This is a genomic window from Bacillus sp. FSL K6-6540, assembly GCF_038007545.1.
The window spans coordinates 6,412,257-6,427,281 of record NZ_JBBOXH010000001.1; the positions used below are offsets into that span (position 1 = coordinate 6,412,257).

Annotated in this window: 18 protein-coding genes and 1 riboswitch; of the genes, 2 read left to right on the forward strand and 16 right to left on the reverse strand. The window is 52.7% G+C overall.

Annotated features, from left to right (window positions below; translation table 11 throughout):
* Nucleotides 1-4 precede the first annotated feature (4 nt).
* The 3 genes from rnhA to MHH82_RS28900 form a co-directional block, all read right to left on the reverse strand.
* Nucleotides 5-667, reverse strand: a complete 663-nt coding sequence (gene rnhA / locus MHH82_RS28890; RefSeq protein ID WP_340970186.1) for a ribonuclease H — start codon at nt 665-667, stop codon at nt 5-7.
* A 28-nt stretch (nt 668-695) separates the two neighbouring features.
* A complete protein-coding gene (locus MHH82_RS28895; protein WP_036663762.1) occupies nt 696-920 on the reverse strand; it encodes a hypothetical protein in 225 nt (74 codons plus the stop codon).
* A 104-nt stretch (nt 921-1,024) separates the two neighbouring features.
* Entirely contained in the window at nt 1,025-1,681 is a 657-nt protein-coding gene (locus MHH82_RS28900; RefSeq protein WP_340969022.1) for a hypothetical protein, read from the reverse strand.
* Between the two features lie 97 nt (nt 1,682-1,778).
* Here MHH82_RS28900 and MHH82_RS28905 point away from each other — a divergent pair, with 97 nt between their 5' ends.
* Complete coding sequence (locus tag MHH82_RS28905) at nt 1,779-2,738, forward strand: helix-turn-helix transcriptional regulator (RefSeq protein ID WP_340969024.1); 960 nt, start codon at nt 1,779-1,781, stop codon at nt 2,736-2,738.
* 76 nt (nt 2,739-2,814) lie between these two features.
* On the forward strand, nt 2,815-3,336 hold the full coding sequence (locus MHH82_RS28910; protein ID WP_036663754.1) for a DinB family protein: 522 nt from the start codon (nt 2,815-2,817) through the stop codon (nt 3,334-3,336).
* 137 nt (nt 3,337-3,473) lie between these two features.
* On the opposite strand, the gene MHH82_RS28915 is transcribed toward MHH82_RS28910, so the two are convergent.
* The 13 genes from MHH82_RS28915 to MHH82_RS28975 form a co-directional block, all read right to left on the reverse strand.
* Nucleotides 3,474-4,004 (reverse strand): DUF2179 domain-containing protein, encoded by a 531-nt coding sequence (locus MHH82_RS28915; RefSeq protein WP_015737571.1) that lies wholly within the window; start codon nt 4,002-4,004, stop codon nt 3,474-3,476.
* On the reverse strand, nt 4,001-4,909 hold the full coding sequence (gene thpD, locus MHH82_RS28920) for an ectoine hydroxylase (RefSeq protein ID WP_340969025.1): 909 nt from the start codon (nt 4,907-4,909) through the stop codon (nt 4,001-4,003). Before thpD ends, MHH82_RS28915 begins: the two co-directional genes overlap by 4 nt.
* Nucleotides 4,910-4,923: 14 nt before the next feature.
* Nucleotides 4,924-5,316, reverse strand: coding sequence for an ectoine synthase (locus MHH82_RS28925; RefSeq protein ID WP_009589551.1), 393 nt, complete (start codon nt 5,314-5,316; stop codon nt 4,924-4,926).
* A complete protein-coding gene (gene ectB / locus MHH82_RS28930) occupies nt 5,313-6,605 on the reverse strand; it encodes a diaminobutyrate--2-oxoglutarate transaminase (RefSeq protein ID WP_340969026.1) in 1,293 nt (430 codons plus the stop codon). The genes MHH82_RS28925 and ectB overlap by 4 nt, the downstream gene beginning before the upstream one ends.
* Before the next feature lie 16 nt (nt 6,606-6,621).
* Complete coding sequence (gene ectA / locus MHH82_RS28935; protein WP_145041046.1) at nt 6,622-7,134, reverse strand: diaminobutyrate acetyltransferase; 513 nt, start codon at nt 7,132-7,134, stop codon at nt 6,622-6,624.
* A gap of 24 nt (nt 7,135-7,158) precedes the next feature.
* On the reverse strand, nt 7,159-8,010 hold the full coding sequence (ehuA, locus tag MHH82_RS28940) for an ectoine/hydroxyectoine ABC transporter ATP-binding protein EhuA (protein ID WP_340969032.1): 852 nt from the start codon (nt 8,008-8,010) through the stop codon (nt 7,159-7,161).
* Between the two features lie 12 nt (nt 8,011-8,022).
* Entirely contained in the window at nt 8,023-8,685 is a 663-nt protein-coding gene (ehuD, locus tag MHH82_RS28945) for an ectoine/hydroxyectoine ABC transporter permease subunit EhuD (protein WP_009589563.1), read from the reverse strand.
* A 3-nt stretch (nt 8,686-8,688) separates the two neighbouring features.
* Nucleotides 8,689-9,342: an ectoine/hydroxyectoine ABC transporter permease subunit EhuC gene (gene ehuC, locus MHH82_RS28950; protein WP_015737576.1), complete on the reverse strand. Its 654-nt coding sequence runs from the start codon at nt 9,340-9,342 to the stop codon at nt 8,689-8,691.
* 1 nt (nt 9,343) lies between these two features.
* The gene (gene ehuB / locus MHH82_RS28955; RefSeq protein WP_085981253.1) at nt 9,344-10,198 is read right to left on the reverse strand and encodes an ectoine/hydroxyectoine ABC transporter substrate-binding protein EhuB; all 855 of its coding nucleotides are present in this window, start codon (nt 10,196-10,198) and stop codon (nt 9,344-9,346) included.
* A 354-nt stretch (nt 10,199-10,552) separates the two neighbouring features.
* Nucleotides 10,553-10,699, reverse strand: a riboswitch (cyclic di-AMP (ydaO/yuaA leader).
* Between the two features lie 368 nt (nt 10,700-11,067).
* Nucleotides 11,068-11,811 (reverse strand): SDR family NAD(P)-dependent oxidoreductase, encoded by a 744-nt coding sequence (locus tag MHH82_RS28960; protein WP_340969035.1) that lies wholly within the window; start codon nt 11,809-11,811, stop codon nt 11,068-11,070.
* Nucleotides 11,812-11,993: 182 nt separating this feature from the next.
* Nucleotides 11,994-12,605, reverse strand: coding sequence for a flavin reductase family protein (locus tag MHH82_RS28965; protein WP_340969037.1), 612 nt, complete (start codon nt 12,603-12,605; stop codon nt 11,994-11,996).
* The gene (locus MHH82_RS28970; RefSeq protein WP_340969038.1) at nt 12,602-13,555 is read right to left on the reverse strand and encodes a ring-cleaving dioxygenase; all 954 of its coding nucleotides are present in this window, start codon (nt 13,553-13,555) and stop codon (nt 12,602-12,604) included. The genes MHH82_RS28965 and MHH82_RS28970 overlap by 4 nt, the downstream gene beginning before the upstream one ends.
* A gap of 255 nt (nt 13,556-13,810) precedes the next feature.
* Nucleotides 13,811-14,890 (reverse strand): AI-2E family transporter, encoded by a 1,080-nt coding sequence (locus MHH82_RS28975; RefSeq protein ID WP_145041058.1) that lies wholly within the window; start codon nt 14,888-14,890, stop codon nt 13,811-13,813.
* Between the last annotated feature and the right edge of the window lie 135 nt (nt 14,891-15,025).

The window sequence follows — 15,025 nt, forward strand, 5'->3', positions numbered from 1 at the left end:
TTCTTTATTTGCGCCCGTAGTCTGCCTTAATCTCTCCCCAGCTCTTCGTTTGCCATTTCAGCACCTTGTTCTCGTATGTATTGGTTCGAAGCCAGTGCTCGGCCCGGTCCACCAGATCCCATATCTCTTTGGTTGACGCGTCGCGCGGCAGCGTGGAGACCACCTTCTTCTGCTTCAGCCATTTGAGCGCATTCATGGAATCGCTGTACACCGTTTTGGTGCTGCCGATTTTCTTCAAATAAGCCAGCGCATGGACGATCGCCAGGAACTCGCCGAGATTGTTCGTTCCCTTCTGGATCGGCCCGCACGAGAACAGAATATCCCCCGTCTGCGTATCCACGCCTTTATATTCCACCGGTCCCGGGTTTCCCCGCGTTCCCACATCCACGGAGATGCTGTCATAATCAATCTCCCCCGGATCCTCGGCCGCGGAGCTGCTGCGCTTAAAGCTCTTGCTCTTGGAGCCCGAGCTGCTAGATCCGCTTCCGGACTGCCCCCAGTAATTTTTATACCCTGCCGCATAGGCCTGTTCCGCTTCGCTTCGGGATTCGAACGCCTTGAATTTCGCACCTGTAAATTGGTTCACCTGCTGCTGGCATTCGCCCCAGCTTGTATAAATTCCGGGTACTTTGCCTACCCAGACTACGTAATATTTTTGCTTTGCCATCATAAACCTCCATCCTGAACTAACCTCTCTAGCGTACTATATCACATCCTCCGAAACCAACAAAAAAAGCGCCATCGTCTCCGATCCGCTTTCGATGTTTGACCTTATTCAATTGTTCCTGTTTCGTCGGCTTCACTCTCACATGCTGTGACAGCGCGCCATAATCCTCGTTGGTCTTTCTCATCGAGACGGCTGACCATATGCCGGCGCGTTCCGCTTTGCGGAGCGCTTTTTGCGTTTTGGTACGGGCCATGAGGCTCACACTCCTTCTATTATAGAACTCGCTTATATTGTACGGCAAAATCGAACGGAATGGAACCGGAGCCGCCGGGACTCCGCCACCCATTTGATCCCCGTTTATTCCCATCCCTCAAACGTGAGGATTTTATCCCGGTATTGTACGTCCACTCCCTCATGCGTCCGGTATTTCAGTGCATCCAGCTTCGCTTCGGCGTCCATCTCCGTCTCATCGCTGCCGATTGTGACCTTATCCTGTTCTACGGCGGTGATGACCCAGGAACCCTCCGTTTTATCCAGGGAATACCTGCGGTTCATTTGAGTCAGCGTTTTTCCTTTCAGTTCCCTGGATTCCGATGCATATACAAACACCTCCCCACTTTGATCACTCTCATAAGGGCCCGAAATGCGAATCGAGGCCTTCTCTTCGTTCATTCCCAAAGACTTGACCAGCCCCCGCATATGCTCCTTATGCTTCTCGTACTCTTCGGCGGACATCTCCATCATGTCGCTTGCACGATATTCCTTCTCGTTATATCCGAAAATAATCCGGTCGCTCATAGCCTGCATGTAAGACTCACTGACAATCCCGCCCACCTCGGCCAAATATTCCGGATAATCCATTTGAAAATGCAGCAGCTTATATTCCGCCGTCTCCAGCTTCTCGACCTGGTTCACGATCTGCTCCCGTTCGTTCTCCGAAAAGCCCGAGCCGCCGCAAGCGGACATTCCCGCAACCGATAATACGATCAACCCTAATAATAGTAGCCTTTTCATGTTCCGGCCCATCCGTAAATCCTCTCCCTCCTGTAAACCTATGATATAATACGGAATCATTGGAGAATAGATCCAATTATGATAGGAGAGTGTACCGATGAAACTGGAGCGGCTCATATCCATGATTTACATGCTGCTGAACAATGAGATTCTGTCCGCGTCAGCCTTGGCAGAGAAATATAACGTGTCCCAGCGAACCATCTACCGCGACATCGATGCCATCTGCGCCGCCGGCATTCCGGTCGTATCCTATCAAGGGGTCAACGGCGGATACGGCATTATGGAGCAATACAAGATGGATAAAAGCCTGCTCGGTTCCTACGATGTCAGCGCCCTGATCACCATCCTGCACAGCATGTCTACGGTGTTCGAGGATGAACGGGCCCTGGATACGATTCAGCGCCTGCAGACCATTGACCGTTCCGCCAACTCCGCTTCGCAGGGATTGTCCATGGATATCGGGAGCTGGCGGTCGTATAACGAAATCCTTCGTCTTCTTCGCCGGGCCATTACGGACAGGCATGTGATCTCCTTTCAATACATAAGCGCCAAGAATGAACGCATTTATCGAAAAGTCGAGCCCCTGCGACTTATGTATAAATTCGGATCCTGGTACTTGTACGGCTTCTGCAGAACGAGGAACGATTACCGCGAATTCCGGATCTCGAGAATGTCGGAGCTGTCCCCCTCCGCCGAGCCCTTTATGCGCCAGCATTCCGAGGAGCACACGCACGGACCTCAGCTTCAAGAGCAACATCCATATGGGCGGAGCGAACGGCATAACTGGGAATCATCGCCCGATGCCGTAGAAGTCGTGCTGCACGTGTCCCCCGGGGCCCTGGCCAAAGCGATGGATCAATTCTATGACGTACAGCGGGAATTTCATGAAGACGGCTCGCTCCGTCTCACGTTCAAGGTCAATGATCCGGATTCCTGGTGGTTCTGGTCTACCCTGCTGAGCTTTGGCGAGGAGATCGAGATTGTGGAGCCGGCCGACTTAAGGATCCGCATGCAAGCCAAATTAGAAAAAATGCTGCAAGTGTACGCAAAAGTATGACAGTCCGCTGTCATACTTTTTTATTTACAATGTTCCCAAGAAGGAAGATAACACGAAGCCAAAGGGGACGATCTTAATGAACTATCCTGTAAAAATGTATGAATACCATGTATGGGCCAACCAGGCCATATTCAACCGTCTGCTGGAACTTCCGGGCGAATTGTACAATCGGACCATCACGAGTATCTTTCCGACCGTATCGGAAGCGTTGATTCATATCTACACGGTGGATCTCGGCTGGATGAACATTTTATCCGGGAAGGACATGAGCTCTGCATTGGCTGAGGCCTACCAGCTTCGGGAAGAGCTTGAAGCGATTTCGCTGGAAGACCTGAACCTGCGGTTTATCGAATTGTCGGATCGATACGCTGCGTTTCTCCGCCAGCAGCCTGACCTGGAGCGGATGATCCGATTGGATAATCCTTATGCCGGCATCCGTGATACCCGCCTGTCCGAGATCATGCTGCATGTCGTGAACCACGGCACTTACCATCGTGGAAATATTGCCGCCATGCTGCGCCAGCTCGGAAGCTCCTCCGCGATGACCGATTACGCTTTTTTTTGGTACCAGAATGAACCGGAGCCCGTCTTCGCCTAATGGCGCTCAGAACAGCCGCGGAAGTCCAGGATCTCTGAAATTCCATGCCGGTATCTGCCCGACAAAAACCAAAAAGCCTGCTTCAGGAACCCGGTTCCGAAGCAGGCTTTCTATCCTACATTCCGTATATACGCTTGTTACAATTTGCGACCTTCCGTCAATCGTACCCAGAAGCCGCCTTTGAAGCTTTTCGGTTCATGGGAGATAATGAACGCTTGCGGCGACATTTTGGAAAGTGACTCCATCAGCCGCCGCTCATTCTTCCGTTTCACGAGCACTTGAAGCACCAGCCGCTTGCCATCCTTGCCGTCCGCTTCCCAAGCGGTCACGCCGTATCCCTTCTCCCGCAGGTTCATGGCCAGGTTCGTCTCAACGGAATTGACGATCACCTGCACCACGATGTATCCGAGTGCCAGATACTCCTCAATTCGGCTGCCGGCATACACGCCCAGGCCAAAGCCCAGGCAGTAGGCCGCCATATTAAAGGGATTGTCCAGATTTTGCAGGACGAGATTGAGGCCGAGCAAGTACACGAATACCTCCAGCATGGCCAGAAGGGAAGCTATCCCTCTCCTCCCTTTGATCATCAGGATCAGCCGCAGCGAAAAAATCGAGACATAGACCACATTGATGCCGATGATGGAGCCGATCAGCGACAGCGAGATCATAGAGAATCACGGGTGGCGATATACTCCGGTCTTGGCTTCTGGCCCGAATACGGCTGCTTGACCTTGTTCTCCACGCTGTTATAGACCATGAATATATTGCTGCGCGGCATCGGGGTGATGTTGCTGTTCGAGCCGTGCATAATGTTGCAGTCAAAAATCACGATCGAACCCGCCTTGCCGACCGGCGTGTCGATCCCGCCCTCCTTCACCATCCGCGTCAGGCTGTCATGATCCGGAACGCCGTACTCCTGCTTGCGCAGGGAATCCTTGAAATGATCCTCCGGCGTTTGGCCGATGCAGGCGACGAATTCCTTATGCGATCCGGGCACCACCATAAGCGGCCCGTTATAAGGATAGTTATCCTCCAGGGCAATGGAACAGCTTAGCGCTCTCATGCGCGGCATGCCGTCCTCGACATGCCACGTTTCGAAATCGGAGTGCCAGTAGAACTCCTTGCCCGTAAAGCCCGGCTTGTAATTAATCCGGGATTGATGGATATACGTCTCGCTTCCCAAGAGGTATTCCATGATCGCCAGGAGTCTAGGATGCCGGGAGAGCTGCTTGAATACTTCATGGCTCTCATGCACCGCAAATACCGACCGCACTTCGTCTCCGCCGGGCTCCCGGATCACTTCATCTTTCTCCGATTCCCGTGCCGTTATTTGCAGCCTGCGAGCTTCTTCCTGATATCGCGAAAGCTCCTCCCGATCAAAGAAGCCTTCCAGAAATAAATATCCGTTGCGCTCGTAAAAATCGGACTGCTCCTGTGTTAGCGGCGCATCCGGCGTCCACTCCGAATGTACGACCGGATCCTGCCTTTTTAAGATCCGGGGTTCCGCATGCACTCTGGAAGGGTAAACGTCCATTTCTTTTTCCTGAAGGGCCGACGCATGATTTTTACTCATCGCATATCATCTCCTTAATCCGTAATGGGGGCAAGCAGCGGGTAGGTTCCTTCCTCATCGTGAACTTCCGCGCCGGTTAGCGGCGGATTGAATACGCAGACCATCCGCATCTGCGAACGGGCTCTCAAATAATGCTTCTCGTGTCCGTCCAGCGCATACATCATGCCAGGGGTGATGGGATAGGTCTCGCCGCCGACAACCTCGATTTCTCCCTCCCCCTCAATGCAGTACACGGCCTCGACGTGGTTTTTGTACCAGATCAGCGTTTCTGTTCCGGCCTTGATCAGGGTATCATTAAGAGAGAAGCCCATGCCGTCTTTGGTCAACAGAAGCCTTCTCGAATTCCATGTCGTTGTATCGATGTCGTCTTTCGTATCCACGATTTCTTCCAAATGTTTAACGATCATGACAACCTCTCCTCTGCAGCTAATTGTTTCATGCTGTTCTCAAAAATCCCCAATCCCTCTGCCAGCGTGTTCATTTCAATGGTCAGGGGCGGCATCAGCTTGGCAACTTCGCTATGCGGTCCTGACGTTTCCATAATCAGTCCTTGTTCAAAGGCGATTTCGGATAGCCTTCCTGCGTGCTCCGGCTTAACAAAGGCTACCCCCTGGATCATGCCCCTGCCGCGGATTTCGCCCTTAAGCCGGGGATAATCCCTCACGACGTCTTCGAGCGATTGGCGAATCCGATGTTCGCGAATGCCGATATCGAGCTGAAAATCCTCCGTCTTCCAATAACTCAGCGCTTCGGCAGCGGCAACGAATCCGAGATTGTTGCCCCGGAAGGTGCCGTTATGCTCTCCCGGCTCCCAGATGTCGATCTCCGGCTTGATCAGCGTGATGGCCATCGGCAAGCCGAAGCCGCCGATCGATTTCGAGAGACACACGATGTCCGGCTCGATGCCCGCATCATCGAAGCTGAAGAACGAACCGGTTCTGCCGCAGCCCATCTGGATATCGTCCAGAATGAGCAGCATCCCCTTATCCTTGCAGATGCGCGCCAGCTTCTGCAGCCATTGGCGGCTGGCGGCGTTCAATCCGCCTTCCCCCTGAACCGCCTCGACGATGACCGCTGCCGGCAGCGGAATGCCGCTTCCCGGATCATCCAGAAGCTTCTCCATATATGCCATCGTATCCACGTCGCTGCCAAAGTAACCGTCATACGGCATAAATACCGAGTGGCTCAGATCCACGCCGGCGCCCTGGCGCTTGAAGGCATTGCCGGTCACCGCCAGCGATCCCAGCGACATGCCGTGAAAGGCATTCGTAAAGCACAGAACGGTGCTGCGCCCCGTCACTTTTCTGGCGATTTTGAGCGCGGCCTCCACGGCATTGGTGCCGGTCGGTCCGGGAAACATCACCTTGTGATCCCACCCGCGAGGCTTCAGGATAATCTCCTGAAAGCGGGTCAGAAACGTTTCCTTCGCTCCCGTAGCCATGTCCAGGCTGTGCGTAACGCCGTCCTGCAGGATGTAGTCGACCAGCTTTTCGCGAATCCTCTCATTGTTGTGCCCGTAATTCAAGGCGCCGGCGCCGGCAAAAAAATCAATGTATTCATTGCCCTGCGTATCCCACAGCTTGGCATTCCGGGCTTTGTCAAAGACCGTCTGAAAGCTCCGGCAATAACTTCTCACTTCCGATTCCAGCTTGTTAAACACGGTAAGCTTCGGTTTCTCCATGACTTGGTTGTCCATAGTTCCCTCCATTTGTTTAAATGTCATTGAAAAAGGGGCCAATCACGAATAACGGCTCATCTTCATGTGTCGTACCATCCGGAAACATCTCTGCTCCATAACCCACCGTTACGGTGCTCGGAATGGATTTCTCCTCGGCATAACCGAGAAACAGTCGGCGTGATGCCATATTGCTGGGCGATACCGTCGTTTCGATGAAACGGACGCCATGACAGGCCTTCTGGTTCATGAGGCCGGTAAGCATCGCCTTCGCGATCCCCTGCCTCCGGTGCGAGCTTGCAACCGCCACCTGCCATACAAAGAGCGTCTCCGGATTGCGCGGAGAACGGAAAGCGGAGATAAAACCGACGATGTCTCCTTCATGCTCCGCGATCATGCAGGTATCGTTGAAGTAATCCCCTAACAGCATGTAGCAATAAGGCGAGTTCAGATCAAGCGATCCGGTATCGCGTATGAGCGCCCATACCCGGGTTCCGTCCCGCGCCTCCGGTCTTCGGTAAACCACTTCGGTTCCGGTATCCACAGCCATCTACATAAACACCTCTTTCCAGCACTAATTTCCGTTCGAGCGGAACCGCTGCAGAAAGCTCTGCAGCCGCTCGCTCTTCGGATGATCGAATATTTCCTCGGGTGTTCCTTGCTCAACGATCTTGCCGTCGGCTCCGAAGATGACCCGGTCCGCGATTTCCTTCGCAAAATCCATCTCGTGCGTAATCAGCATCATGGCCATTTCGCCTTCTTCGGCGATTTCCCGGATCACCTCCAGCACCTCGCCGACCAGCTCAGGATCCAGCGCCGAGGTTACCTCGTCAAACACCATCACCTTCGGCCGCATGACCAGCGCTCTGGCGATGGCGACGCGCTGCTTCTGGCCTCCCGACAGATTGGACGGGTGCATCTTCAGCTTATCGGCCAAACCGACCTTGCCCAGCATCGAGACGGCCCGCTCCTCCGCTTCCTCCTTGGACAACCCCAGCACCTTGCGCGGGGCTTCCGTCACGTTGCGAAGCACATTCATGTGCGGGAACAGATTGAAGTGCTGGAAGACCATGCCGACGTTGCACCGCATCCGATGCAGATGCTTCTCGTTTGCCCGGACCAGCCTGCCCTTCTCCTCCATATGCCAGAGCAGCTCGCCATCGACCTCGATGGTCCCCTCGGTCGGCTCCTCCAGCGTCATCAGCATCCGGCCCATCGTCGTTTTGCCAGATCCGCTCGGTCCGATCACGGCCACCTTTTCTCCCGGCTTCATCTCCAGATCGATGCCCTTCAGCACCTGCAGGTCGCCATACGACTTGGTCACGCCCGCATATTTCACGATCGGCTGTGAGCCCGTAACGGGATTTCTTTCCCGCCCCGGCTTCTTCGCCTCTTCAGCCTGCTCATCGATTACAACGGCATTCAATAGACTCCCTCCTTATTTTCCACGCTGCAGATTCAAACGCTTCTCCAGCCTTTGCACCAGCAACGACGCGATATAACTGATGATCAGGAACAGAATCCCGACCAGCGTGTACGGTTCGAAAGCGCGAAATGATTGCGACACGATATTTTTGGCCGTCAGCATCATCTCGACCAGCGTAATGGCGCATAGAATCGGCGTTTCCTTAAACATGACAATCAAATAATTGCCCAGCACCGGGATGATCGGCGGCACCGCTTGCGGCAGTATAATGCTCCGCCAGGTCTGGGATTTCGTGTAGTTCAGTGCGGTTGCGGCTTCCCACTGTCCTTTCGGCACCCCTTCAATCCCCGAACGGTACACCTCCGACAGATACGTGCTGTAATGCAGCCCCAGGCCGATGACCCCCGCATAGAAGGCCGGAATCGAAATGCCCGTCAGCAGCGGCAAGCTGTAATACAGGAAGAACACCTGTACCAGCAAAGGGGTATTGCGAATAAATTCTATGATTCCTTTGGTAATGAGCGACAAGGGCTTAAATTTGCTCCGCGCGGCAAAGGCAAGCAGCAGTCCGATAATCAATGCCACCACAAAAGCACAGAGCGTGACCCATACCGTCATTTTTAATGCGCTCAGAAGCTGCGGCAGTATTTCAAACACATATTTCCAATCCCACATCCGCTACAGCCTCCCCGCGGTCAGTTTGCGCTCCAGCAGACGAACCGCCATCGAGACGAGCGTGGCGATGACAAAATACATGAAGAGCAGCAGCACCAGAATCTCGGTCGTCCAGGAGATGTAATTGTTGCGGAGCACCATCGCCTGATACGTCAAATCCGCCATCGTGATGAAATAAACGAGCGAAGTGGATTTGATGAGTTCCACAAGTTGATTCCCGAACGGGGGAAGCATTCGCAGGGACGCTTGGGGTAGTATAACGTTCCACAGCCTCTGCCAAGGCTTCATATTAAGCGCCACGGCAGCCTCCCACTGTCCTTTCGGAACGGCCAGCACCGCGCTGCGAACAATCTCGGAGCCGTATGCGCCGAAGTTAAGTCCGATCGCGAGAATCGCCGCCAGCATTTTCGGAAGCTCGATGCCGATGAACGGAAGGGCAAAATACAACCAGAAGAGCTGCACCAGCAAGGAGGTTCCCCGAAAGATTTCGACGTACACGGCCGTCGCCGTGCGGACGATCCAGAGCTTCGACAGCCGGCACAATCCGGCTGCAAAGGACATCGCGATAGCCAGGATGGCTGAAAAGAACGCGACGATAATCGTGATCTCTGCTCCTTTGAGCAGCGTCGGAAGAAAATCGATCCAAGAATTCGGCATACTATTCCCCGCAGAGCGCAGCCGCTGTCATCTCACCCGGGAGCTCTTCTTCCGTGAACCCGAACTCTTGCAAAATTTCCAGCAGCTCGCCCGACTCCTTCATCTTTTCAAGCTCGGCATTATAAGCCTCCTGGAACTCGGTATCCGCTTGGCGGAAAGCCGTAGCCCCGTAACCGCGAACGCTTTCGCCGTCGATGACCGGCTGCTCGAAATCAGCCACGCGTTCGATGCTGTCGTCGCTGGCTGAATCCAGCATCGCCTGCAGGGACGGCCCCGTCATGGTAATCGCCTGCACCCGATCGGCCTGGAGGGCGCTAATCGCCGAAGCCTGGTCAGGGACCTGTACGATCCGGTCCGCAGGAATGCCCGACTTCTCCATGTAGCCGATTTCGACCGCACCGGTCATGACGGCCACCTTGGCCTGCTCATTCTTGGCAATGTCCTCATAGCTTCCAAGTTCCATCGGATTCCCTTGCTTTACCGCAAGGGCTTCCCCGATGCTGTACTCCGGGTTCGCGAACAGGACGGCAGAGCATCGGTCCGGATTAATGAACATGCCTGCCGTGATCAGATCAAACCGATCGGCCTGCAATCCGGCGACCAGCGAACCGAATTCCGTTAGCTCCCCTCTCATCTCCTTGATGCCAAGACGCTCCAGAATAACGCGGGCAATCTCAACCGCTTCGCCCGTGAGCTCCCCATTGGCTTCTTTGTAGGCATACGGCTTCTCGTTCGCAAACCCTACGGTGATATATCCCTGCTCAATGGCTCGATCCAGCGTACTTCCTTTGTCGCCGCAAGCCGCGAGCAATACCACCATCATCACGGACAACACCAGCACAACCACTTTCTTCAAAACCTTCCACAACCTTTCGTAATAGCTTTTCACTTTCTTAAAAAAACGGCATGACGAAATTATCCGTGTTAGCACATGTGTTAACTTGGATATATAGACGTTCAGATACCCGTGCATGGGACGAGGCTTCAGGGAAGATGATTCATCCGCTTCCTTGCACGCTTTGACCCAATGCCGTCTGATCGATTCAATTCGTTCCACATTTGCAGACGTTACCCCTCCTCTGTAATTGAATGCAAAAAGACCACCAAACAGGGGATCTAGACATAGCTCCGCCAGCAGGGGGTCAAAAAATAGAGAAAAGGCCCCTATAGAGAATAAAGGGCCTTTTGTATGAACATCCATTATGTATGCAAGACCCATCCACTGCTGACGAGGTTAGCTGACGGACTCGGGTAAGATGGTACCCTACACTCGTGAATTCCAAGTGACTCGCCCCTGGTGAAACTGGTTCCCCCGCTTTCCGGAATATGTATGCCGGAAACTAAGCGTGTGTTCATGATAAAGGGAAGCTCAGGAAAAGTCAAACCCCTTTAACCGCTTTTTCTGGAAATTCAGAAGTAAAAACACCGTTTTTGCAACGAGGATATCGAGCCTTTTGAACACCTTATTTAAGGCTGTCCATACACCGGATTGGTCATGGAATCCATGCTCCATTTTCCGCTATATAGCAGGCATTTGACGGGTCTTGCGGAAATCGTTCATGCCATATATGTTTTATGCCATGAATGAGCCCCGGATCAGGAAGTCTGCCCGTATGAAATACGGGACCGAAAAAAAATTTTTGAAACACTCCATAATAAGTCTGATAACAACGCCTGGAATGACTTGAAAAAAAGCCCCGATGCTTAGCATCAGGGCTTTTCTCATCATACCGCGGTATAGCCGCCATCCACCAGCAGGCTCGTGCCCGTAATGAAGGAGGCATCTTCACTGGCGAGGAACAACACGGCTTTGGCCACTTCTTCCGGCTGTCCCAAACGGCCCATCGGATGAAGGCCGACCAGGTGCTGCGTGATCGCTTCCGTTCTTCCCTTGATCAGCGGCGTATCGATATATCCCGGACACACGGCATTGATTCGGATTCCTTTGGAGGCATAGTCTGCGCTGAGCGACTGGGTTAACAGCTTGACGCCTCCCTTGGCCGAAGCATAGGCGGTTACCCCTGCTTTTCCGACATGGCTATGGATCGAGCCGCAGTTTACGATTGCCCCTCCGGTTCCTTGGGACAGCATTTGCTGAATAACATATTTATCGCACAGGAAGACCCCTGTCAGATTAATATCAATCGTTCTCTGCCAGTTATCCATCGTTAACTGATCGGCAGGAGCATCATGGGCAATGCCTGCGTTGGCAAACAATACATCGACACGGCCAAAATGCTGCACCGTCTGATTCACCATATTCGTGACTTCCTGCTCTTGGGTTACATCCGTTTTGACGAACAGCGCTTCAAAGCCGGCTCCTCTCAATTCGTCGGAAACCGCTTGGCCCTGGTCGGAATAATCCGCGATAACGACCTTGGCTCCCTCTTTTGCAAAAAGTCTGACTGCCGCTTCGCCAATCCCGCTGGCGCCCCCCGTCACGATGACAACCTTGGAATCAAATTTCATGCGTTGATCACTCCTATGTTGTAAATTCATCAACCGGCTATCCATTCATGTAGAATAGGCAAATACCGACCATGATATTCCAATACCCCGTTTCCTAATGAATGACCAGCAACCTATCGAAGAAAAAGAATGTTCGCTAAAAATAGTCGCAAAGCAATAACCCTATTCAAGCTCAAGCCCTGTCAGACCGGACGCTCAATCGTAAACATCTCTCCCAGGGTCGAATAGATATTTCCTGCCATGCGGCTCACAGGTTTCAACTTCGATGCGTCAATCCGGCCATGCTCGTAGAGCTCCTCGGACACGTGAAATCGGACGACGCGGGCAATCAATAGATCAGCGGCAGGCAGCTGATCCGCGCCATCCAACGTGACGACCTGCTCCAGCACGCATTCCATGCGGATCTTGGATTCCAGAACGCCGGGAACCTTTACAACGTCACTAACGACCGGGGTTAAACGGGTTCGGTCAAGCTCACTTTCGTCCGGAGGCAGATTCGCCGCCGTTTCGTTCACGGCTGCAACGGTATCTTCATCCACGATGTGGATGACAAGCTCGCCGCTCTGCATGGCATTTCTCGCCGTGTCCTTAGGTGCACTGTTCTTTCGCTGAACGGAAACCGACAGCAAAGGGGGATTGCTCGACACAATGGAAAAGTAACTGAACGGCGCCGCATTCAGCACGCCATCCGCCGATAATGTCGTAACGAAAGCGACCGGACGCGGAACGACGCTTCCAATCAGCAGCTTGTATGTGTCCCGTTCGCTTTGGGTATTCGGGTCAATGGATATCACTTGAGTTGCCCCTCTCCAGTATTTTTGATTTGTATAGGCTCCAACCCCTGCTCGATTCGGGCACGCTCCGGTTCGAACCAGGCAGGAAGCTTTAATTGTTCCCCCAGCGAGTACAGGTCTTCGTCCACCGTAAATCCGGGCGGATCGGTTGCGATCTCAAACAGGATCCCCCCACGTTCCCTGAAATATAACGCTTTGAAATAGTTACGGTTCCTGATATCCGTAGGGCGAAATCCCTGCTCCTTCACCCATTCATGCCATTTGCCGTGCTCCTCATCATCTTGAGCCCGCCATGCGATATGATGGGTCGTTCCGGCACCTCCGGCTCCCAAAGGAATATCCCGCATCGGCAGATCAATCACGTTGCCGAAGGGGCCCGCAGCTTGAAACCGGGCATAATTGACGTCCTCTCCAATGTAGGTCAGTCCCATGACGTTCTCCAGCGCCTTCTTCGTTTCCTCCCATTTGCTGCTGAACAGAACCGCGCCGCCGAATCCCTTAATGGCTGTATCCGGAGTTATATCGTCCACGGACCAGCTGTTATTCGGACCGCCTTCCCGCTCCACCAACTCTAGCGAAAGCCCGTCCCGATCGGAGAATTGAAGATATTGTTCGTTAAACCGGAAAGCCTTCATGACGGGAACGCCAAAGCTCCGCAGCCGCTGTTCCCAATAAGGCAGGGCCCCTACAGGAACGGCAAAGGTCGTATATCCTGCCTGTCCTCCTCCACGCAGCCCTCTTCGCGAAGCGGAGGAAGGGAAGAAAGTGATGATCGTTCCGGGTTGTCCTCCCTCATCCCCGAAATACAGATGATATACCTCGGGCGCATCGTAATTCACGGTCTTCTTTACCATTCTGAGTCCTAGCACGCCTGTATAAAAATCAACGTTCTTCTGCGGATCCTGCGCATAAGCGGTAATATGATGAATGCCTGCCGTATGTAATGTCATATCCCATCTCTCCCTCACCGTTTCGTGTCGAAACCCTTTATTTCCGTTCATGATCCGTTTTGCATGATGGATGAGCCATAAACCATAAATAATTAAATAATCTTTAAATTTAATATCTTTAATTTAAGATTATATAATTTTCTTATCGTTGTCAAGATCCTGTGCACCCCAAATATATAAAAAGCCGCCAAGAACGATTCCTCGCTCTTGGGCGGCTTTAATATGCGGCTAAAAGCCGCCTCCCTATCCCACGGCTTAAGCCTTTTGCCATTTCTCCTTAAAGAACAGCTGGTACACTCTGGTTACGATAATTTTAATGATCATATAGATCGGTACGATCAGCAGAATTCCGATAATCCCGCCAAGATCCTGTCCTACCAGCACCAGGATAATGATGGTAATGGGATGGATCGCCAGCTGTTTGCCGAAGATATACGGACCAATCAGGTTATCCTGAATCTGCTGGGCCGCCAGAATGACGACAAGGGACCAGATCGCGGTTCCCGGGGACTGAATAAAGCCGATAATCACGATCGGGATCGCGGATAGAATGGCGCCGATAAACGGTATGAAATTCGCGATGACCGCCACGACCGTCAACAACAGCGCATAAGGCAGGCCGATAATCAGGAATCCGATATACATCAAAACCCCCAGCGCCAAATTGACGAGAACCCGGCCTACGATAAAGCCTTTGAGTGCATTGTTGATTTCATCCAGCACCGAGGCTCCCTCGCCCTTGAATCGGTCAGGCAAAAAGCTGACCACCATCTTCCCGAATTTCCCGCCTTCCTTCAGCATGTAATACAGGAGAATCGGGAACGTAAACAATACGATGGCAAAATTCGACACGAACGAGAACAGATTCATAATATAATTCGTCAGGAACGTGAAGCCTTGATTCAAATAATCGGTGAGCTGCGTAAGCGGGTTGGCGTTCTCCGGAAAAATATCCTGGAAAAAGCCGTTATTCTCCAATTCCTGAAGCTGCTCGCCAAGCTTGGCAAACAAGGCTGGAGCGTTCTGTACGAGAGCCACGATCTGATCGCGCAGCGATGGCCATACCCCCAGGATAAAGCCGGTAAGGATGCCCGCGAACACTACATACAGGAGCAGGATGGCCAGCGAGCGATTCAGCTTGCGTTTTTCGAGGAGATCAACCAGCGGTCTGAGCAGGTAATAGAAGAATCCCGACAGCATCAACGGCACGAGGATGATGGAGAAGAACGAAAGTACGGGTCTGAATATAAAATCCACCAGCGATCCCAAATAAATGATGGTCAGCACCAGGATCACGGCAAGACACAATTTGAAAAACTTGTTCATTTTCAGCAAAAAGCATGCCCCTTCTCCTATTTTTTCACCATCGTATCATGACAACGAGTACGGATTCAAATGGCTCCTTCTATATTCGTTACAAGAGGCCTTATCCTAGCCGCCAACGTTTTAGGACCTTTCGGTTTCACTCCA

Bases quoted from the DNA above. Each gene is read 5' to 3' on its own strand.
- rnhA (WP_340970186.1), bottom strand. From the start codon at position 667: ATGGCAAAGCAAAAATATTACGTAGTCTGGGTAGGCAAAGTACCCGGA.
- MHH82_RS28895 (WP_036663762.1), bottom strand. From the start codon at position 920: ATGGCCCGTACCAAAACGCAAAAAGCGCTCCGCAAAGCGGAACGCGCC.
- MHH82_RS28900 (WP_340969022.1), bottom strand. From the start codon at position 1,681: ATGAAAAGGCTACTATTATTAGGGTTGATCGTATTATCGGTTGCGGGA.
- MHH82_RS28905 (WP_340969024.1), top strand. From the start codon at position 1,779: ATGAAACTGGAGCGGCTCATATCCATGATTTACATGCTGCTGAACAAT.
- MHH82_RS28910 (WP_036663754.1), top strand. From the start codon at position 2,815: ATGAACTATCCTGTAAAAATGTATGAATACCATGTATGGGCCAACCAG.
- MHH82_RS28915 (WP_015737571.1), bottom strand. From the start codon at position 4,004: ATGATCTCGCTGTCGCTGATCGGCTCCATCATCGGCATCAATGTGGTC.
- thpD (WP_340969025.1), bottom strand. From the start codon at position 4,909: ATGAGTAAAAATCATGCGTCGGCCCTTCAGGAAAAAGAAATGGACGTT.
- MHH82_RS28925 (WP_009589551.1), bottom strand. From the start codon at position 5,316: ATGATCGTTAAACATTTGGAAGAAATCGTGGATACGAAAGACGACATC.
- ectB (WP_340969026.1), bottom strand. From the start codon at position 6,605: ATGGACAACCAAGTCATGGAGAAACCGAAGCTTACCGTGTTTAACAAG.
- ectA (WP_145041046.1), bottom strand. From the start codon at position 7,134: ATGGCTGTGGATACCGGAACCGAAGTGGTTTACCGAAGACCGGAGGCG.
- ehuD (WP_009589563.1), bottom strand. From the start codon at position 8,685: ATGTGGGATTGGAAATATGTGTTTGAAATACTGCCGCAGCTTCTGAGC.
- ehuC (WP_015737576.1), bottom strand. From the start codon at position 9,342: ATGCCGAATTCTTGGATCGATTTTCTTCCGACGCTGCTCAAAGGAGCA.
- MHH82_RS28960 (WP_340969035.1), bottom strand. From the start codon at position 11,811: ATGAAATTTGATTCCAAGGTTGTCATCGTGACGGGGGGCGCCAGCGGG.
- MHH82_RS28970 (WP_340969038.1), bottom strand. From the start codon at position 13,555: ATGACATTACATACGGCAGGCATTCATCATATTACCGCTTATGCGCAG.